Source organism: Paenibacillus pabuli (assembly GCF_039831995.1).
Taxonomy (GTDB): Bacteria; Bacillota; Bacilli; order Paenibacillales; family Paenibacillaceae; genus Paenibacillus; species Paenibacillus pabuli_C.
On the sequence record NZ_JBDOIO010000003.1, the window covers coordinates 2,032,996 to 2,051,846 of the forward strand.

At 47.8% G+C, this 18,851-nt stretch carries 21 protein-coding genes and 1 pseudogene; 7 read left to right on the forward strand and 15 right to left on the reverse strand.

Annotated features, from left to right (window positions below; genetic code table 11):
• Window positions 1-68 precede the first annotated feature (68 nt).
• Window positions 69-701 (reverse strand): O-methyltransferase, encoded by a 633-nt coding sequence (locus ABGV42_RS11060; RefSeq protein WP_347381701.1) that lies wholly within the window; start codon window positions 699-701, stop codon window positions 69-71.
• A 240-nt stretch (window positions 702-941) separates the two neighbouring features.
• On the opposite strand from ABGV42_RS11060, the gene ABGV42_RS11065 reads away from it, so the two are divergent.
• From ABGV42_RS11065 to ABGV42_RS11080, 4 genes are all read left to right on the forward strand, one after another.
• Window positions 942-2,093 (forward strand): THUMP domain-containing class I SAM-dependent RNA methyltransferase, encoded by a 1,152-nt coding sequence (locus tag ABGV42_RS11065; protein ID WP_347383208.1) that lies wholly within the window; start codon window positions 942-944, stop codon window positions 2,091-2,093.
• Window positions 2,094-2,293: 200 nt separating this feature from the next.
• Window positions 2,294-4,294 carry an LTA synthase family protein gene (locus ABGV42_RS11070; protein WP_347381702.1) on the forward strand — a complete coding sequence of 667 codons (2,001 nt, stop codon included), beginning with the start codon at window positions 2,294-2,296 and terminating at the stop codon, window positions 4,292-4,294.
• Window positions 4,295-4,373: 79 nt separating this feature from the next.
• The gene (locus ABGV42_RS11075) at window positions 4,374-4,778 is read left to right on the forward strand and encodes a cytidine deaminase (RefSeq protein WP_347383209.1); all 405 of its coding nucleotides are present in this window, start codon (window positions 4,374-4,376) and stop codon (window positions 4,776-4,778) included.
• A 214-nt stretch (window positions 4,779-4,992) separates the two neighbouring features.
• Window positions 4,993-5,730 carry a DsbA family oxidoreductase gene (locus tag ABGV42_RS11080; RefSeq protein WP_347381703.1) on the forward strand — a complete coding sequence of 246 codons (738 nt, stop codon included), beginning with the start codon at window positions 4,993-4,995 and terminating at the stop codon, window positions 5,728-5,730.
• A 261-nt stretch (window positions 5,731-5,991) separates the two neighbouring features.
• Here ABGV42_RS11080 and ABGV42_RS11085 read toward each other — a convergent pair whose 3' ends face one another.
• The 3 genes from ABGV42_RS11085 to ABGV42_RS11095 form a co-directional block, all read right to left on the reverse strand.
• Entirely contained in the window at window positions 5,992-6,897 is a 906-nt protein-coding gene (locus ABGV42_RS11085) for a prenyltransferase (RefSeq protein WP_347381704.1), read from the reverse strand.
• Window positions 6,898-7,376: 479 nt separating this feature from the next.
• On the reverse strand, window positions 7,377-8,207 hold the full coding sequence (locus ABGV42_RS11090; RefSeq protein WP_347381705.1) for an aldo/keto reductase: 831 nt from the start codon (window positions 8,205-8,207) through the stop codon (window positions 7,377-7,379).
• Between the two features lie 179 nt (window positions 8,208-8,386).
• Window positions 8,387-8,668, reverse strand: a complete 282-nt coding sequence (locus ABGV42_RS11095) for a hypothetical protein (RefSeq protein ID WP_347381706.1) — start codon at window positions 8,666-8,668, stop codon at window positions 8,387-8,389.
• Between the two features lie 197 nt (window positions 8,669-8,865).
• On the opposite strand from ABGV42_RS11095, the gene ABGV42_RS11100 reads away from it, so the two are divergent.
• On the forward strand, window positions 8,866-9,264 hold the full coding sequence (locus ABGV42_RS11100) for a hypothetical protein (protein WP_347381707.1): 399 nt from the start codon (window positions 8,866-8,868) through the stop codon (window positions 9,262-9,264).
• 85 nt (window positions 9,265-9,349) lie between these two features.
• On the opposite strand, the gene ABGV42_RS11105 is transcribed toward ABGV42_RS11100, so the two are convergent.
• The 10 genes and pseudogenes from ABGV42_RS11105 to ABGV42_RS11150 form a co-directional block, all read right to left on the reverse strand.
• Window positions 9,350-9,571, reverse strand: coding sequence for a DUF1450 domain-containing protein (locus ABGV42_RS11105; protein WP_095288055.1), 222 nt, complete (start codon window positions 9,569-9,571; stop codon window positions 9,350-9,352).
• Between the two features lie 21 nt (window positions 9,572-9,592).
• Window positions 9,593-9,895: a heme biosynthesis protein HemY gene (locus ABGV42_RS11110; protein ID WP_095288056.1), complete on the reverse strand. Its 303-nt coding sequence runs from the start codon at window positions 9,893-9,895 to the stop codon at window positions 9,593-9,595.
• 150 nt (window positions 9,896-10,045) lie between these two features.
• Window positions 10,046-10,297, reverse strand: a complete 252-nt coding sequence (locus ABGV42_RS11115) for a hypothetical protein (RefSeq protein WP_347381708.1) — start codon at window positions 10,295-10,297, stop codon at window positions 10,046-10,048.
• A gap of 150 nt (window positions 10,298-10,447) precedes the next feature.
• The gene (locus ABGV42_RS11120) at window positions 10,448-11,680 is read right to left on the reverse strand and encodes a M14 family metallopeptidase (protein WP_347381709.1); all 1,233 of its coding nucleotides are present in this window, start codon (window positions 11,678-11,680) and stop codon (window positions 10,448-10,450) included.
• Between the two features lie 236 nt (window positions 11,681-11,916).
• Complete coding sequence (racE, locus tag ABGV42_RS11125; protein ID WP_347381710.1) at window positions 11,917-12,726, reverse strand: glutamate racemase; 810 nt, start codon at window positions 12,724-12,726, stop codon at window positions 11,917-11,919.
• A gap of 227 nt (window positions 12,727-12,953) precedes the next feature.
• The gene (locus tag ABGV42_RS11130; RefSeq protein WP_347381711.1) at window positions 12,954-13,349 is read right to left on the reverse strand and encodes a YtxH domain-containing protein; all 396 of its coding nucleotides are present in this window, start codon (window positions 13,347-13,349) and stop codon (window positions 12,954-12,956) included.
• 178 nt (window positions 13,350-13,527) lie between these two features.
• Window positions 13,528-14,493: a DUF4261 domain-containing protein gene (locus tag ABGV42_RS11135; protein ID WP_347381712.1), complete on the reverse strand. Its 966-nt coding sequence runs from the start codon at window positions 14,491-14,493 to the stop codon at window positions 13,528-13,530.
• 11 nt (window positions 14,494-14,504) lie between these two features.
• The gene (locus ABGV42_RS11140; RefSeq protein WP_347381713.1) at window positions 14,505-14,966 is read right to left on the reverse strand and encodes a DUF86 domain-containing protein; all 462 of its coding nucleotides are present in this window, start codon (window positions 14,964-14,966) and stop codon (window positions 14,505-14,507) included.
• A gap of 173 nt (window positions 14,967-15,139) precedes the next feature.
• Entirely contained in the window at window positions 15,140-15,427 is a 288-nt protein-coding gene (locus ABGV42_RS11145; protein WP_347381714.1) for a Dabb family protein, read from the reverse strand.
• Between the two features lie 250 nt (window positions 15,428-15,677).
• A pseudogene (locus tag ABGV42_RS11150) lies at window positions 15,678-16,061 on the reverse strand (phage holin family protein); the annotation flags it as partial.
• 448 nt (window positions 16,062-16,509) lie between these two features.
• On the opposite strand from ABGV42_RS11150, the gene ABGV42_RS11155 reads away from it, so the two are divergent.
• Window positions 16,510-17,106, forward strand: coding sequence for a helix-turn-helix domain-containing protein (locus ABGV42_RS11155; protein ID WP_095288064.1), 597 nt, complete (start codon window positions 16,510-16,512; stop codon window positions 17,104-17,106).
• 217 nt (window positions 17,107-17,323) lie between these two features.
• On the opposite strand, the gene ABGV42_RS11160 is transcribed toward ABGV42_RS11155, so the two are convergent.
• Window positions 17,324-18,472 carry a sn-glycerol-1-phosphate dehydrogenase gene (locus ABGV42_RS11160; RefSeq protein WP_347381715.1) on the reverse strand — a complete coding sequence of 383 codons (1,149 nt, stop codon included), beginning with the start codon at window positions 18,470-18,472 and terminating at the stop codon, window positions 17,324-17,326.
• Between the two features lie 159 nt (window positions 18,473-18,631).
• On the opposite strand from ABGV42_RS11160, the gene ABGV42_RS11165 reads away from it, so the two are divergent.
• Window positions 18,632-18,823, forward strand: a complete 192-nt coding sequence (locus tag ABGV42_RS11165) for a hypothetical protein (protein WP_347381716.1) — start codon at window positions 18,632-18,634, stop codon at window positions 18,821-18,823.
• Window positions 18,824-18,851: the final 28 nt, after the last annotated feature.

Consider the following 18,851-nt stretch of genomic DNA (forward strand, 5'->3'; position numbering starts at 1 on the left):
GGCCCTTTAGCGATCAGGGATGAAGTTCATCTCTTTTTAGTCCAGCATGTTTTAACTCTTTTGTTTACTTATTTCACCCACGCCAATGCCAAGCCATCATAATCCGGCAGCATCGTTGTTACAAGGCGTGGATCACTCGCCATCTGTTCATTGAACCTTCGAACAGCAAGGACAGCCGGACCCTGCTTGTCCGGATTCAGCGTACGACCACGCAGGAAACAATTATCGCCTACAATGACGGCACCCGGCCGGGCCAGCTTAATGGCATAATCGAGATATACCGGATAATTCTCCTTATCTGCGTCAATAAAGAAGAAATCGAATGTGCGACCTTCCTGTTCCAATTGCTTCAGGCTGTCTGCAGCCGGGCCAATGCGATACTCTACCTTTTCGTCGAAGCCGCCTTCCTCCAGATGAGCACGGGCCATCGCCGCATATTCCTCTTTCAACTCTAATGAAGTGAGGGTTCCGCTTTCCCCCAAACCGCGGGCAAGACAAATTCCGCTGTAACCGCCCAGCACGCCGATTTCGAGCACGGCCTCTGCCCGTGATGTTTTGGCGAGAAACGTGAGCAAACGACCATAAGCCGGTGCAACCGACACTTCCGGCATGTTGTTTGAACGGATGGCCTCTTTTACCTTTAATAACAGCTCATCCTCTTGAAATAATTGATTTACATATTCGTCAGGGGTAAGATTCACCACGTATATCCTCCTTGGACACTTGGACTGCTTTCCTTATGGATGCCAATGTTCTATAATGAATGTTTGTTATCAACACAGGCGGTTAGACTACAGTATTACCTGCTTTTTGCGAGCAGAGTGCTCACCGCATTTCTCATTGTAAGTTTTTTCGCGGAATGCGGCAAGGCCGCACCGTCACTATACAGCTGGATGAAGACACAGTCCTCTTCGGCTTGAAATGGAGTTGAAATGAAACACATGGCTCAATTGCAATTAATTGCGACCTCAGCAATGGGACTTGAGGCTGTCGTAGCCCGGGAATTGAAACAGCTGGGGTATGAGGATGTTACGGTCGAGAACGGCCGGGTTGTATTTACTGGAGATTATATCGATATTTGCCGCTGTAACCTGTGGCTGAGAAGTTCTGACCGGGTTCTGATCAAAATGGGCGAATTCCCGGCAACCACATTCGACGAATTGTTCGAAGGAACCAAGGCACTCCCTTGGGAAGAATGGATTCCCGCGAACGGTGAATTCCCTGTCGAAGGCCGCTCCCACAAATCCCAGCTGAGCAGTGTTCCTGCCTCTCAGGGTATCGTCAAAAAAGCGATCGTTGAAAAACTGAAGCTGACACATAACACTGAATGGTTCCCTGAGAACGGGGCTCGTTATGTCATTGAAGTGATTTTGCTGAATGACCGCGCCCTGCTTACGTTAGACACGACCGGACCAGGACTTCACAAACGGGGTTATCGTAAACTTGTGACTGAGGCTCCGCTGAAAGAAACACTCGCCGCTGCGCTTATTCAGCTCAGCCGTTGGAACGTATCCCGCCCCTTCTATGATCCGTGTTGCGGTTCAGGCACCATGCTGATTGAAGCAGCCATGATCGGTTGGAACATCGCACCAGGACTGCGCCGCTCCTTCAACTCCGAGAATTGGGATGTCATCCCTAAAGAACTGTGGGAACAGGCTCGTGAGGAAGCATTTGACGCTGTTCGTGACGACGTTCCATTGCAGATTGCCGGCAGCGATATTGATCCCGAAGCGATCGAGGTAGCCCAGGCAGCGATCAAAAGTGCAGGATTTGCCAAGGATATTGAAGTAAGTGTACTGCCTGCACATCGTGCCAGACCTCAAGGGGAATATGGTGTGATAATTACCAACCCGCCATACGGGGAACGATTGAGCGAAGAGAAGGAAGTTCAGAAGTTGATTCGCTCCTTAGGACGCAGTTACCTTGAAATGCCGACTTGGTCCTTTTTTGCCATCACTTCAACCAAATCTTTCGAAGATGCTTTCGGCCGCAAGGCAGACAAGCGTCGCAAATTGTTTAATGGACGAATCGAAACCCAGTACTATCAGTACCTGGGACCCTTGCCTCCGCGGAATCAGTCACCACAACAATAATTACACGGAAATCGAGTGCTCCTGCCTACACGGCTGGGGCGCTTTTTTTTGTACAGTTATACAGCCAAATTTCTGCATGAAGCACTCCCGCACTGGGCATAGTTGAAATGCCATGAAGGAGAGCTATAATGAATGGAGCCCTATTTTTACATTCCGTTAACATTAGATGAACAAAACACTGCAACTGGGAGGGAACCTAGATGGTCATCTCACAGCCTACACGCAGCATGTCGCCGCGTAGGCTTCTTAATCATCCACTTACGTTATATCTCATTTTTCTCTTGCTGATGCTGCTGAAACTCATGTGGCTGCATCACAACCTTCATGCCTACAACATCACCATGGGTCTCTTGGATAAAGTCATTGCCATCGGCTCTTTGCTGCTCCTTTCCTTCTGGACCTGGTGGCTGCCTAGGCGGGGCATGGTATTGTCTCTTGTCGTGCTCAATCTGCTCCTCACAGCGCTGATCTATGCCGATATGGTTTATTATCGATACTTTCAGGACTTTCTAACGATCCCTGTGTTAATGCAAGCCAGACAAGTTGATGCACTGGGTGACAGCATTGCTACGCTCATACACGCCAGTGACTTGTGGTTCTTCGCAGACTGGCTTGCCATCATTCCGTATGGGGCCATTCTGCTATTCAGCAGGCGAAATCGCTTCTCCCGTACGTCTACAACCATTAACGGGTTAAGAAGTTACTCCGATCACCGCGGCAAAAAAAGAGGCATGCGCAGATTTACTGCAGGCAGCATTGCCTTCGTGCTTGGACTATGCCTTGCGGTAGGGCCTATCTATTTCTACAGTAAAACATGGGCCAAGGGGCTGTTCGACAATAATTGGTGGAATGTCTCCATGTATAATGTGACCGGGCTTCTTGCTTTTCATGGATATGATCTGTACAACTATGCCAAAGACCATATCGGTTCCGGCCCAGAGGCTGACCCTGCTGATGTCGAGAAAGCCAAATCCTTTTTTGCCGACAGACAGAGTAACGCTTCGAGCGAAAACGCCATATTTGGCAAGTACAAGGATAGCAATCTCATCATCGTTCAAGGAGAAGCCTTCATGAATTTCATGATCGGGCACAGCATTGGCGGTCAGGAAATCACGCCGCATTTTAACGAACTGATGAAGGAAAGCCAATATTACAGTCATTTTTATCACCAAACAGGCCAGGGCAGAACATCAGATGCCGACTTTGGAGCCAATATTTCACTCCATCCCCTGCCTGTTGGATCAGCTTTTGTTCGGTACGCAGACCACGCGTATGATTCTCTGCCTTCAATTCTGAAAGACAATGGTTACAGTACGAATGTATTTCATGCGTACGAGAGCGGATTTTGGAACCGTTATACGATGTATCAGAACATGAACTACGACAAGTTTTACAGCAAAAATGATTTTGAACAGGATGATCCGCTTGGCTGGTCCCTGTCCGATGAGTCTTTTTTCCGGCAATCCGTTCAGAAGATGGACAGCGAGGTTACCAAGCCGTTCTATTCCTTCCTCATCACACTCAGCAGTCATCATCCGTACGCACTCCCGAAGGATAGACAGCAGCTTGATGTAGGTGAGTTCGAAGGAACCATGTTCGGCGACTATCTGCAATCTGTTCATTATGTAGACTCCGCGCTGGGCAGCATGGTAGAAGATCTGAAGAACCGGGGATTATGGGACAAAACCATCTTCATGTTCTACGGGGATCACGATAATTCGATCAAAGAACAGGCACAATATGAGCAATTTCTTGGACGATCTCTGAATGAACTGGATATGGAGCAAATCATGAACGAGGTTCCCTTACTGGTGCATTTGCCAGATGGATCCGAAGCAGGGACCATTGATCAACCCGCCGGACAACTGGATATTACTCCATCGGTGCTTCATTTGCTCGGCATAACGGATGAATCTTATTATCATATGGGGAACGACATTTATGACGGATCAGCCCGGACAGTTGTATTGCGAAGCGGTGCATTCACTGATGGTTCCGTATTTTATATCCCTTCAGACGATTATATATACGCGAACGGGTCATGTTATGACCTGTCCACCCGCAACAAGATAGACATCAACGCCTGCAATTCCGGACATGACGAGGCTTCAAAGAGATTGCACGTGTCCGATACAGTCATTACGTACGATCTAATCCGGCGTTTCCATGAAGAGAACAACAATGCAGAACCCGCATCCTAGAGGATACCTCTTCCACCGTCGGCGTGTAGTAGAGTTTGATAAAAGGAGAACTTAAATCATGAATACTCAATCAGATCCAATATCGATTGAACAAAGGTTATATGATGAAGCAGCGAACTTTGTGAAGCATCGCTATCCTCAAGGTTGGGGTGGTGCAGCGGCCGTTTATACCGATGCGGGTTCGCTGTTAATCAGCGTTGCCCCAGAAGTCATCAATGATGCCACACACCTGTGCATGGAGACGGGCGCCTATCTCGAAGCACACAAATTAAACGAGCGAGTTACGCACTCCATCTGCGTGGCACGTGATGACGAACATTCGGAATTCAAAGTGCTCACCCCTTGCGGGGTATGTCAGGAACGGTTATTTTTCTGGGGTGAAGATGTGAAAGCAGCTGTATATGATCCGGATGGAAGGTTAATCTATAAAAGATTGGACGAAATCCAGCCTTACCACTGGTCCCAGGCTTACCGTGACAAGTAATTTGTTCCTTTTCGCTTCTTTACGTATTCAGGTAGTCAGGTACTATCGAATCAAAGATTTTGTACCTTTATTTACCACCAAAGTGTTAAGCGTGCACCCTTTGCATGTTTAGCACTTCTTTTTTTGGACCGGCCTGATACCTGCCTTGCGTTAATTCGAAAGTCGCTTTATAATTGTAACTAAATTGGTTTCATTTATATGGAGGTTTTAAAACATGAATATTGAAATATGGTCCGACTTTATGTGTCCTTTCTGTTATATTGGCAAACGCCGTTTGGAAAATGTACTGGCTCAGTTCCCACACCGTGATAAAGTGACGCTGCAATTCAAAAGTTTCGAGCTGGATTCCAACGCTGAGTTGAACAGTGGTAAAACGAATGCGGAATATCTCGCTGCCAAATACAATATGAGCGTGGAGCAGGCAAAAGGCATGAATGCCCAAATGAACGCCAATGCCCGCACGGCCGGACTGGAATACAATATTGACGAGATGATCCCTACCAATTCGTTCTCCGCTCACCGCTTGACCCACTGGGCAGATACACAAGGCAAAATGCTTGAACTCAGCGAGCGTTTGTTCCAGGCCATTTTCATGGAAGGCAAACATGCTGGTGACACGGATGTACTGATTCAACTGGCCGAGGAAGTCGGTCTGGATCGTAACGCAGCTGCCGATGTGCTGGCTAGCAATCAATTCGCGGATCAGGTTCGTGCAGATCAGGCTGAAGGCGAGCAGCTAGGCATTCGCGGCGTGCCATTCTTCGTATTCGACCGCAAGTTCGCCGTATCCGGCGCGCAGCCGGACGATGTATTCCGGGATGCCATTCAGAAGGCATGGGATGAGCGTTCCCCTTTCACAATGGTTGAATCCAGCACACCTAACGCTGATGCAGGTGGTGTATGCACGGACGACGGATGCGAAGTGCCGCAATCCGATAATCAATCCAAATAACACAAAAGCAGCAGGAGCAGCAGGAGCAAGGGATACCCCCTGAATCTGCTGCTTTTTTTCAACTTATAACTTCAACTCATCCCCATTTCGTACAAGTATGAAAAAAGAACGTTCTCCATGAAGAACGTTCTTGGTGTTTACAGCTCAAATATTTAGAAGATTATAAGTTCAATAAGGAGTACTGTTCCGTAAGCAACGATTCCCACACAAGACCTTGCCTGACCTGCCTAATGCAGGAACGGACCCTATTTATACACCCTATTAGAGCAGCAGCCCTACGCACATAATCAGGCCGCAGAGCACTGATGATTGCTGGGAAGCTCCCATAAGCGGCAGATACGTCTCAGACGGATTAACTTTGCCCAGTGATTTATAAACCCTGTACATTGGAATAACAGAAAGAATCGCGACAAGACCATACACGGGCAGAGCATGAAACACCACACAAACGATCAAAAGGATGTAAGCAAGGATCGTCATCAGCTTGGATAGACGAAGCGCCCGCTCTTCCCCCCACATGACGACCAGCGTCTTCTTGCCGATTTCGCGGTCCGCACGCCAGTGCAGAAAATGATGGTTAAATAGCAGCATGGTGGTCAGCATGCCGACCGGCAAGGACAGTAGCAGCGGCGCAAGCGCAAACTCTCCTGTCTGTACATAGTAGGCACCCAGAACCGGCAGGATACCAAAGGAAATAAATATCCCGATTTCACTATAGCCTTTTCCACGGTAGCCGAATTTAATTGGCGGTGCAACATAGAAATAAGCGATCAAAGCACCGATCAGCGCAATAGCCAGGATCGGCCAACCGCTGACGATCGTAAGAATAAGACCGCAAGCCCCAGCCAGCACAAGAAATCCCCAGGTAATCGCCGCAAATTTCTTCTCGGTCATGGTTCCCGAAGTCAGAAACCCGGAGTGCGTCGAAATCGCGCCTTCTGTCTCCGTTGCTTGGGTATCCGTTCCGTTCCGATAATCCCATAAATCGTTTACCATATTGGAAAAAATATGAGCGGACACCGCGCCCACTAACGTCAGCATAAACAAAAGAAAACTAAATTCCTTCTGCATGGCGTAGGCTGCGATGGTACCTAGTATGACTGGAACAACCATTACCGTTACCGAATACAGTCGGGTCATATTTTTAAATAAAGCCCAATTACTCATGATGTATTTTAAGCCTCCTATGATGTAAAAACCTTAAAACTTTGTGACAACCTTCACATAACATTAGATTATACATCATATGGACTCTTTTGTGATAGGAAATTTTTGTTCAATGAACACAACACCCGTATGCAGGGGTAAGTCCGCCAGATGAAGTATCTCGCCATTCCTTCTCACTGTAACACAGCCTGTCTGATTAAATCCAAGTTGACAGCATTACGAAAGAGAGAAAAGGCCCTCTCCATCTGGAAGAGGACCTTTTAGTTTACGGGATAAATCGGACTATTGGTTATATGAGTGCTGACAACACGCCTAGCAGCATCTGTTTAAAACCTTCTCGATCGATCTCCTCGCATACCCGAACATTGGGCTCGTTCCCGAGACGACAAATTTGGAGACAAAAGCGATCGAAAGAACGATCCGTATCCGGAACCATCGCAAACAGAACAATGAATACTTATATTGGGATTGAGCTACACTCAATCCCAAAAGAGCTGATCCGGATGCGGCCCGGTTCTCTTGTCAGAATCCAAGGCATCAATCGATCTGAGCTCATCCGGCGTTAATTCAAAATCAAAAATGTCTGCATTCTCCCGAATACGCTCTGGTGTAACCGACTTCGGTATGGTCACAATCTGATTTTGAATATCCCAGCGCAAGATAATCTGTGCAGGTGTCTTTCCATATTTTTGAGCAAGGCCCTTCAACGTGGATTCATTGTTCAGCTTTCCTCGCATGATCGGACTCCAGGCTTCCAGCTGAATTCCCTGCTCTCCACAGAAGTCCTGCAGTTCCTGCTGAATCAAACCCGGGTGCAGTTCCACCTGATTGACCGCAGGGACCGTTCCGCCTTCATCTATGATTTCGCGCAAATGATGTATTTGGAAATTACTCACACCAATCGCCCGTACGCTTCCTTCGCTATATAGACGTTCGAATGCTCTCCACGTCTCCTTGTACTGGTCTCTTCCCGGCCAGTGAATTAAATATAGATCAATCACATTCAGTCCCAATGCCTTCTGACTGGCCTCAAATGCTCTGAGCGTCGAATCGAACCCCTGATCCTCATTCCAGAGCTTGGTTGTCACAAACAGCTCATTTCGGGCAATTCCACTGCCTGCTATGGCTTGTCCCACTTCTTCTTCATTTCCGTAGACAGATGCCGTATCAATGCTGCGATATCCTACTTCCAGTGCCGTCTCAACGGCTTGCTGCACTTCCTTACCCTTTGCTCTATATGTTCCAAATCCTAGCCAAGGCATCGTTACCCCATTATTCAGAATCGTGCAATCTGTAATATGTTTGGTCATCCTGTACCTCCCGTATGGAATTTGGCTGCTCAAGGTTTATTAACCTTCTGACAGAAATTTAAGCGTTCCCCTATCTTCCTGTTCAGAGCGACTCATTCCCGGGAGATTCGTAAAAGGTAACATGAAGCAAAGAACCCGCAAAGCCCTATGGCATGCGGGTTCTGGTGTGACAGGAACAGCTATTGATTCCCTTGCCCGTTCTGACTCTGGATGGAGTTCAACCTTCTCTTCTCCTCAGTGAACATTTCTTCTGCCAGCTCGACACCCTGTCCTCCCAGCGAAAGCTCAGCCTGACGCATGGCCTGCTCCGTATGGGCCAATCGACGCTCAGCCTGTTCAATGGTCTGCTCGGTTGGATGAGACATGGCCTGAGATACGGCAAAATGAAGTTTGTTCACTGCATTCTGCGCCTGAGATACGGTGGTATTCGCTTGCAAACTGGAATCATAACGCTTCGGCATGAGTATTCCTCCTTGGGATCATGTTCCTGTTACCCCTTTAGGATGGTTGATCAGACCCTGCCTTATTCTTCTTAGACATCAACATTGTATAAATGTTGGACCACAACTCGTTTTAAACATAATATCCGAAGATCCGTAACCTTCCACAGACTCCCTGCGTTAGTCTTAAAGAAAGCTTTCTAGAAGGAGATGGTTGTTTGAAGAACCTGTGGTCACCAGTCATTATGTTATCTGCCTTACTGTTTGCCAGCGGCTGTTCTTCCTCGACGTATCAAATAACGGGATACACGAGCTCCACCATCCATGCAGATTTTCCTGTTCCGGAGAATGCAATACTATTAGGTGTTACGACCAATTCGGCAAACCGTAATATTCAAATAAGTGCATCGTATGAATTAAAACATATTGGAGGTGAGCAAGGCCTCTACACGCCCACTGATTATTTTCAGAAGTTACACAATGAAGGATGGGTTGAGATGGAAGAAAACCGATTGGGTCATGTTCACTTTTTCCAGAAAGAAGATACGATAATCGCCATTGAAATACGTGAGGACACGTTTGACATTTACGAAATGAAAAAGGATGCACCGATATGATGTACCCTTGAATACATCATGAATCGTTAGAGTTCAACCCAAGTTATCACTTCGCACAAAAAAGAGAGGCCTCAGCCTCTCTCTTTTACTTCACGAATTTTGCCACTTTTGCCAGTACTTCTTCTTCCGTCGGCGCACTAATGTACCGACCGTTGATAAACACAAAAGCACGTTTCGCACAAGGACCACAGTACGATTTACATCCAATCTTGATCTCCGTATCCGGAGCCATTTTCTCCAGCTTGGGCACAATCGACTTCAATCTGATATGATTACACTTTTCGCATACGCGGATATCGTTAGCCATGAGTTCCCCTTCTTCGCGGCCTTAGTGATCGCCGTGGTTGCCTTTGGAAGGATTGGTGATAACAAATCCCTCTTGAGGAAGGTACAGGTAGTCAATTTTAACGCCATCCAGAAGCGGTTGATCATTCTCAAGAATTACATCGATCTCTTTGTCCGTGGACACTACTGTATCGTTTTCTTTAGGCGTGTCCAGATCAAGTCCGTAGTGAGCGTGGTCCCCGTGTGCATGCGTGATGACAACACGGAGTTTTTTCCCTTCGTTTTCGGGCTTGTCCAGCTCCAATTTCAATACTTTGGCAGCATTGCGAGTAATTTTGCAGTTCATTTCGACTTCATCTCCTATATTGTAATTGCTGGTTCCAACAATTTCAGCATTTCTAAACTCCAGCATCTATTGTAAAGAAAGTTACTCCGCTTCGCAATAACATTGATGCAAAATCAATGGTGAACAGTCCCAGTTCATGTCATATCTCCATTAGGCCCGAGATGGAAGCACCGGATATTTCCTCTCCGCACGACTGACAAACCAGTTCATGAGCAGCAAAGTAACACCAATATCATCGATAGGCATAAATGGCATGACATCGGGCAGAACCCAATACAGCAGGACCGGGATGATAAAAAGCAGTTTCTCATGCAAAGGGATCTGCGGAGCCCGCAATAGGCGGGGCAGTCTCTTGAACACTTCAGTCCATCGTTTGAACGACAGCAGTCTTCTCCACTTCATGTGAATCCCTCCAAATTCATCATGCGCCAGAGGAAGGCACATGTTCGTATTTTACTCATTACCCTTTCAGGAACGGTATGATAACCAAAAAAAGACGGGACACTGTTTCAGCGCCCGTTTGTTTTTATACGTCCTTGGAAGCTAGAAGTTTCATGACAGAGGTTCTGTTCCTGTCCCCCCATCCGATAGTAACTCAGCCAGCAGCATGCCCACCTCGACACAGATATCATCAAACTGTTCAACCGGTAGCGGATTGACGCCGAGTCCGACCTCCACCGTGAAGCCGGGCTTCCGAAACTGTTGAATGAACCAGTCTTTGTATCCAGCATCACTTCCGCCTAATTTAACTGCTTTGTAACCTGAGGCCCGTGCTAACCTGCGTGATAACGGCGCACTCTCTCTGGGCTCCAAATCCCGGTAGTTCCAATAGATCTCTTGCCCCTGACTGTGCAAGGAAATGACAGCAGCGAAGCTGTGCTGTTCCGTCCACGCTGCAAGTGCTTTTGCTTCCGGTTCAGACAATGGTGCCTTTCCTGCATAATCCCGGGGGCCAGGTGACGTAATGCCTCTTCGGGCTGCCTCTTCCTCCCAGTGAGCCGGAAATTGATCGTTCAGGTCGACCCCTCTGATATTAGCTTTCCAATGGGTAAAGTGCGAGCGTCCGGCATTCCAGGCAAGCAGCTGCTTGGCATGTGGATGCCTATTCACAACACCTTCCTGAACGAGCTCCACCCCATCCGGATTGACCATCGGCACGACCCACAACGTCGTTTCCCGCATCCAACGTTCTGTCCTAAATTGTTGCCATGGCACGCTGTCCGTGTATGCCCTCGCGTATTCTTCAATAAAACGCATGATTACCGCACTCGTAAGCCATTCATTAGCATGAACGGAGGCATTAACGTGAATATGCCGCGGTCCTTCGCCAATCTTCAGGTAGGGTAAGGCTTTCCCCATGACACTTGTACCGATTGAACCTGTGGAAATGAAGGGATATTTCTTCTCAAGCAGCACGATATCCCGGCTCAATTCACGGTAACCGTATTCCCCCTTTAACCTGACAATAGTTTTGCCATTTGAATCCGGAATATGAATGCAACGTCCGCACCAATCCTCAACGTTCGCAAACTCGGGATTAGCCTCGCGCAGCTCTGTTTCATTCAGGCCAAAACGTTCTGCGATCCACCCCACGTTTTCCCCAGGCTGAACAGCATATCTGCGACCGGTCCCCGGTAAGATTCGCAGCATCTGCCCAGCAAGCAAGTAGGGCTGCGCTGCTGCTTCCGGGTTCAGGGCAGCAAGCAGTCCCTTTGTCATGTGATATGCAGAAGCAACGCGGGATAAGGTATCCCCTGACTGAACAATAATCCACTGAAGCTCCATGGTGTCTCCTTTCCCGGCAGGAGAACGCAATTCTCCCCGTCCTATGCTCTTAATGGTTCTACCCTAATATGTATGCGAACCCGGTTGTCCGTCATGTGACATGAATCACGCAAGCCTTTTTTGAAGCCCTGTTTATAGTGAAAATGAAAAACCGGAGCGCTAGGGCTCCGGTATGATCGATGAGTGCAGTGGGTTAAGCAACAAACTTAACTCATATAGGAATGGGTACTGCTAAGCTACGTTAATCGGGTGACCTGCCATACGACAGGTGTTTTCGAGATTTGCTCTCCCAGCCACTGGCGGGTGATATTCTGGAACATGCGCGGGTCCCCCGTACAGAAAAATTGATGCACCGGTGTCTCATCCCCACTTGCCAGCTTTCGTTTATCATACAAAATCGTACTGATTTCCCTCGCCGTCTCATCTGCCGAACTGATCAATTTTACTTCCTGTCCCATGACTTCCTGGATCGTTTCCATGAGAAATGGATAATGGGTACAACCCAAAATAAGACAATCAATTGGTTGTTGTTTGATCTGACCCAACGATTGCTCCACCGTAAGTGTTGTTTGTTCGGAACGAAATTCACCCTGCTCCACTAGAGGCACCAATGCAGGACAAGCCTGACTGACCACATCAATATAGGGGGATAACTGCTTAAGTGCCGAAGTATATGCACCGCTTCCTATGGTTCCCACTGTACCGATCACGCCAATGCGCCCTGTGCGAGTAGCCGTAATGGCAGCACGCGCCCCGGGATGGATGACCCCGATAACGGGGACATTCACCTTCGCCCGTATATAGTCAAGCGCTGCAGCCGTGGCTGTGTTACAGGCGATAACGATAACCTTCGGATCGAACTGGATCAAGAAATCAACGATTTGTTCCGTAAATTGTTTAACTTGTTCGGACGAACGGGGTCCGTACGGTGTCCGGGCAGTATCTCCAAAATAAATGATCTTTTCCCGCGGGAGCTGACGCATCACTTCCTTGGCGACGGTCAATCCCCCTACACCGGAGTCTAATATAGCGATTGCTTGCTGCACGAACACACCGCTTCCTTCTTCATTGAATTGGTTCTGATAACGATTTGGTTCCAGAGCTTTCTTCCTACCGTATGATTATTCCGGCAAAAAGGTACCTACATCTTACCCGATTTCATCTCAGGGTTCAAATAAAACACCGCACGCTGCGGCTTCCACATCATTGTCGCACACAACAAAGCAGGCTCTCCTCATTCTTCGAGGAAAGCCTGCTTATGCCAAGCATCGCTTCAGATATTGTCTTTCGAATCATCTGCAGGCAGCTTCGCAACCACGTCAATGCCAGACTCATTTTCATTATTATTTACGGAAGAGTCTGCTGCCGAATCCGTGTCGGTAATGACGGCAGATACACGTAATTCTTTCCCTTCAGCGCAATTTCGCCAAGATTGAATATCCTGAATGACAACGTCTGCCGTTTCTTTTACTTTGGATACGATCTGTGAGCTTTGCTCGCCGACCTTAACGGCCAATTCCTGACCTTTTTCGGTGACCTGGCGCGCGCCTTCCGAAATGTCCTGACGCAGCTCACGGCCGGATTTTGGTGCCAGCAGCAACGCTGTTACAGAACCCACTACCGAACCGATCAATGCTCCCCACAACAAACCTTTGTTTGAATCCTTCACGTTGCATCTCTCCCTTTACCTTAATGAAGTACCGGATACCAAGCAACAACACCTTGAGGCTTATTGATCCGGGCGAATGCCTACTCTGTTGATGCAGTATAAGCAGCAAGGGCTTGACCTGACACTCCAGATGGCAAAAACTTTTTAAGTCCCGTATTGCGCAGTAGAATGTCAGGTATTATGAATGCCGAGAAGATTCGAGCTGCTGTGCTGCATGTGCATCCCCCGGGTCAAGATCAATGACATAACGGCCGGGCGCAATTAGTGCAGCCTGATGCTCGCAGCGCCAGCGTCTTCCTCCAGAAGAGCCCAGCGTCTGTCCATCCTGGAGAACATCCCCCTGATCGAATATGTAATAGGCCGCCCCCAGCAATGTCTGGGCTACCGTATCCGGATCCAGTCCCGTAAAATGACACTGCACATCGGGAACACCGAGCGCGGACAATCCTACCGTATCCATCACTAGTTCACGCTGTTCTTCCGTTCCACCTGCCTGATACATGCGTACATTCATAGCTGCATACAGATGTTCCTCCCGCTTCTGTGACTGAATGTAAGCTTCTGGCTCCACCAGCTTGTCACTGCCGTACCAGTACATCCCCTCACAAGGCAGAACTTCCATAACCGCCTGGAGCATATTCTGGAACAGTTCCAGACGCTGTTTGCGCGGCATGGCTGCAGCGAACATATCATGAAGCCGGATGGAATACTGCGCCGACTTGACTGCCTCTCCTGCTTCCGGCCAGTGCCAGGCTTGCTGCACTGCCCCACCGAAGCGTGAACGATCCTTGATCTCGTTCACGGGAAGCATGCAGGTCTGTGCCGGTATATTCCCTTCCTCAAATGAAACCGGATGTTCCGTATGATAGAAAACAAGCATGTCACGGTTATGCTCTGGAGCATCGCTTTTCCCGTTCTGCGTCCCAGCTTCATCCGTCGTATTCTGTGAGGAATGTTGGTCATTGACCTGCTTCACAGCCAGACGGACTTGTCCGGTATAGCGGCTAAGTGCATTCTGCAACCGAATTCGATCTACTCTAGGTTGCTCTCGAAATAATAGCTCCACCATATAAACAGGATGAAACCCCGAAGGAATTTCATTCGCTTCATTCTTTTCTATTTCATCTTGCCTTTCATTTGTCATGCTGGTTCCCCTCATTCCTTACTCTGTCCCTCAATCTGAGCTTGCTGAAATGGACCAAGTTCTTTTTCCACATAGACACTAACCTGCTCAGCAAACTGTTCCAGAATATGTGGCACCTCTACGCTTAGTGGGTGCAGTTCTCCCCGCTCCCAGCTAAAATAATCCTGTACCAACGGCTTGCGCAGCGAAACGAGACCCTTCAGCACCTCGTACGTCGAAGCATCAAACACCTTCTCTTCGTGATTGATCTGAATGATATCATCATAGCTGCTGGCATCCCGCATAATGAAACCATCGATAAGATAGCTTCCCACATCCGTTACAATCTCAATAGCCAGGTGAAGGCAGCGCTCCTGGACCAAACCCAGCATGAGACTGCCATCCCAATCCTGTGATACTCGGCGAAGCCCTTCGGCAACTTCCGGCACGGCAGCAAGTCTGCGGGCAATCTGTTCTCTGTTTACGTAATACAATGCGGTCACTTCCCGTTCAGTGAATTATCGGTTCCGTTTTCCTCTTCGCTTAAGCCAGAAAAGCATCACCGGGCAAGCAATCAAAAACACGATAAAAATATATAAAAATTCCATAACGTCTCTTAAATCGCTCATGCCCAGTCTCCTTTAACACTGCAGAATGAAATAATTGATTAGATCTCGTAATCCACTGCAATCGACTGTTCTCTGACCTCGTTCATATACTTGATGACTTCCTGATGAAGCGGGTGGACCTGGTAGGCCTGCAGATCTTCCAGTGATGCAAATTCAGCCGTCAATGAGATGTCGAAAGATCTGTCAGAGCGAAGCACATCCACGCCAACTTCCAACGAAATCAGAACATCAATTTTGCCTTGCAAGTTGCGAAGAACGTCTGCAGCAGCCTCAATGGTTTCTGGAGAACGGTCTTTCATTTTAAAAAGAACAATATGTTTAATCATCGAACAAGCACCCCGTTTGCCTATATTAGTGGAAATGAATGAATTTTCGTGTAACCAAAATATATCATAACGTCACTTATTGCGAAAGGATACTTGTAAACGTTCTCTAAACGATAAAAGAATGCTATGCTGAACTGTTCTTTTTTGCAGTATCATCATCCTGTGAGGGAGTTGTCTCTTCTGACGGGCTCTTCAAATCAGCTTCGGGTGCTTTAACTTGCGGTTTAGACCATTCCCGATCAGAAAGCTCCTCCTGTTTCTTCAGCACGGCAATGGCTTGTCTGATCTTATCAGGCAGCGGGAGACCAATCCTGGCATAGTTTTCTGTAATGGAAATCAACTCGTTAACCAAGTAGAAGTAGATGGCCCCTCCCTTGATGATATCTGTTCCCATAAGCAGATCAATACGGTGAGCAAGAAGGATAACAGTCAGCATCAGCCCCTTGCGGGCAAGTCCCCAAAACCCGATGTTGCTATTTAACCCTGTACCCGACCTTACAGCTGCAGCGAGACCCGTAACATAGTCCACAGCCATCGCAATAACAAGCAAGCTCAGCAATTCATCCCACACGCCAAAAGCAAACGTTATGAAAGCTCCAGAAATTGCAGCAAAGGTATTTATGGCTGGACTCACGTTTTTCACTCCTCTCGCTGAATTGATCACTATACAAGATATGTAAGAGTCATAGATTTTGACAGAGCAATCGCCCGGTTGAACTTGCGGATTTTATTTTCGGATTTATGCACATTATCGCGGGATAATGATCATGTCCTGCCCATGCTATTGGTGGAATTTAGGTAATAATCCGCATCACATCAACTAAAATCAGAGAAAAGTAAAATAGTCCTATGCATAGTCTTAAAGACCTAATTTATTGTTGTCCATGTTCTCTTTGATCCCTGAAATTTAGTGAAACATTGTAATCTAGGAATATACTAGGAAGTGAATTGCGTATACCCTAGTCCATAATTCCCTCCTTCCACGTTCTCCCGGACTTGAGCCTAATCCAAACCAGTGCACCCGGCACTTGAAAGTACCCCGGTTCTTATTGTAGTATTTGGTTAAAAAAATCGGAGGAAATATGCCTAATCAACCAGAACAACATTCCATCCAGGCGTGGTCTCTGATCAACCGTAAATACTTGGGAAAAGGCGTCCGTGTTAAACGATTCCGTAAACCGACACGCTGTCAAATCCGAAACCGCGTTCTTCTAGCCGTGCTGATGGCCAATGATATCAAGTTGTCCCAGCTTGCCGAAGATCTATCCATCTCATCACGCAGCGTGAGCGCGTGGGTGTATGAGGGGCGGATACCCGGCAGTACCAATTTGGACAAAGCGTGCCAATTGCTTGGCTACCCGCGCCACATCCTCTTTAATGAAGAAGTGGTACGCAAAAGCCCGGTCATTTGTCAGCCCGAGCCTTCCCGTTTCATGAAGCGTACGGTGACCCGATCTCCGGTTAGCAACCGTATTCTGACAGGCTTGTGTATGGTCCATGATTTGTCGGTGACAGATGTCAGCCACTGGATCGGGGTTCATCCCGGCACCTTCCGCAAATGGCTGCATCAGGGAACGCTGCCTTCTGCCGCGTTTCAGGAACAAGCGGAACAATTTTTCCGCATCCCGAAAACCATCTTGTTCGCAGATGTCATCCTGAAAGACCGTCGCAACAACTAAATAAGCGAACAGACAAAAGGCTCTGTTCTTCCCATACGGGAAGACAGAGTCTTTTTAAATGGAATCTATTCTGTATACCTGTTATGTGGATTTCCTTCACTTCGCTCCGTCAACTTGTTCGAACCTATAATACATTATTGTATAAGTTGTACGTACAAAATAGTGCAAACCATGAAGCCATTCCGACATCTCTATCTGATGGTCAGGCTGGTATCAATTAACTTACGTTCAGCGTTTCATTAATATATTTGAGTCCGGTATATCGTTCTCTAAGTGTATGTGCCGTTGCAAATGCATGTTCCACCATTTCCGGTGTAACCCCAAGCTGTTCCGTTGTCGTCGGCCCACCCACCTGCTCGAGCCAAGCCGTAAGCTGTGACGCAACAGGCAATGTATTATACACATCAAAAACGGGTTCTCGGGCGAGACGTGCAAGTTCCTGGTATCGCTCTGTAAGAAGCGCGCAAGCTACGCCTACCTTGGCCCCATGCAGGACAGGTTTCCGGCCCGCTACCATCAAATCCATCTCCCAACGATGAGAAATATGATGCTCACCGCCGGATGCCGGACGGGAATGATCAATAATTAACATGGAGGCACCGGAAATGATTAGCGCATCCATTAATGCGGTTATACCTTCAGATCTTCCTTCGGCAATGGCGTGCACGTTTTGGATACAGGCATTCAGCGCTTCTTCCGTCATCCGATAAGCTACCGGACAGAACGGTTCACCGCCCAGATCACGCGAGACAATCCAATCTGCCAGAGATGTATATTTGCCCAACATATCACCGAATCCCGCTGCCGTCATTGCTTGGGGAGCCTGCTCGATAATGTCAATATCCGCAAAGATGGCTTCAGGCGGAACAGCCTGAAACGTCTGCTTGATGCCGCTTACTATGAGCGGAGCACCTGCAGAAGTGAATCCGTCAACTGATGCTGCTGTTGGAACAGACAGAAAAGGTTTGTTCATTTTGGCACACACAAATCTCACCAGATCATGTATGGTCCCCGATCCCACTGCGATGATGGCCTGACTTATTTGTTTTACACCAAGCAGTACCTGCACAATCCCCGCTTCATCGGCAATAATATCTCCCGCACTGTTCTCCGGCATCCGGAATTCATCTGCTATGAGCCCCGCATCCCGTAACCTTTGTACCACTTCATATCCAGCCGCTGGACCTGTCTGGTCATCATATACCACAGTAACCTGGTTGTACCCCTGTGCCAACAGGTACCCTGGCAATCTGCGGATTGCCCCATGCTCCAAAAAGACCTGCATTTGAACCAACCGATGATCATGTCCACAGGTACACCGCTGTGCTTCCGCATTCCAAGCTGCAATGCGTTCGTTCATATTCATGTGATCGTAACCTCCCGTTTCTGAGTTCATGCATATTTGCACTGGAAAAACCACACAATGAGTATAGGAAAAACTTCAATGATTTTCCTGATCACACTTTACTTCTTGTACCCACATTTTGCAAATGTTTTGACAAATTCTCTGAAGCAGGTGATTCAAATGCAGCTCGGCAAAGACACAGGCCTATCTCTCGGTTTTCTCGCAGGAACGACCCTGGGCAGCGGAATTGCGTTTTTGTTCCAATTTCAAGCGTATGAAGTGATCAGCAGCGTTGCCTTTTTCGGTATTGTCGGTGCCTTGTCCGGATTAGGGACAGCGGTTTTTCTACGCCAGCGTCAGCGCCAGCACTAACAGCCCAACCAAGAGAACAGTAAAAACC

Bases quoted from the DNA above. Each gene is read 5' to 3' on its own strand.
- ABGV42_RS11065 (WP_347383208.1), top strand. From the start codon at position 942: ATGGCTCAATTGCAATTAATTGCGACCTCAGCAATGGGACTTGAGGCT.
- ABGV42_RS11070 (WP_347381702.1), top strand. From the start codon at position 2,294: ATGGTCATCTCACAGCCTACACGCAGCATGTCGCCGCGTAGGCTTCTT.
- ABGV42_RS11080 (WP_347381703.1), top strand. From the start codon at position 4,993: ATGAATATTGAAATATGGTCCGACTTTATGTGTCCTTTCTGTTATATT.
- ABGV42_RS11085 (WP_347381704.1), bottom strand. From the start codon at position 6,897: ATGAGTAATTGGGCTTTATTTAAAAATATGACCCGACTGTATTCGGTA.
- ABGV42_RS11090 (WP_347381705.1), bottom strand. From the start codon at position 8,207: ATGACCAAACATATTACAGATTGCACGATTCTGAATAATGGGGTAACG.
- ABGV42_RS11095 (WP_347381706.1), bottom strand. From the start codon at position 8,668: ATGCCGAAGCGTTATGATTCCAGTTTGCAAGCGAATACCACCGTATCT.
- ABGV42_RS11105 (WP_095288055.1), bottom strand. From the start codon at position 9,571: ATGGCTAACGATATCCGCGTATGCGAAAAGTGTAATCATATCAGATTG.
- ABGV42_RS11110 (WP_095288056.1), bottom strand. From the start codon at position 9,895: ATGAACTGCAAAATTACTCGCAATGCTGCCAAAGTATTGAAATTGGAG.
- ABGV42_RS11115 (WP_347381708.1), bottom strand. From the start codon at position 10,297: ATGAAGTGGAGAAGACTGCTGTCGTTCAAACGATGGACTGAAGTGTTC.
- ABGV42_RS11120 (WP_347381709.1), bottom strand. From the start codon at position 11,680: ATGGAGCTTCAGTGGATTATTGTTCAGTCAGGGGATACCTTATCCCGC.
- ABGV42_RS11135 (WP_347381712.1), bottom strand. From the start codon at position 14,493: ATGACAAATGAAAGGCAAGATGAAATAGAAAAGAATGAAGCGAATGAA.
- ABGV42_RS11145 (WP_347381714.1), bottom strand. From the start codon at position 15,427: ATGATTAAACATATTGTTCTTTTTAAAATGAAAGACCGTTCTCCAGAA.
- ABGV42_RS11155 (WP_095288064.1), top strand. From the start codon at position 16,510: ATGCCTAATCAACCAGAACAACATTCCATCCAGGCGTGGTCTCTGATC.
- ABGV42_RS11160 (WP_347381715.1), bottom strand. From the start codon at position 18,472: ATGAATATGAACGAACGCATTGCAGCTTGGAATGCGGAAGCACAGCGG.
- ABGV42_RS11165 (WP_347381716.1), top strand. From the start codon at position 18,632: ATGCAGCTCGGCAAAGACACAGGCCTATCTCTCGGTTTTCTCGCAGGA.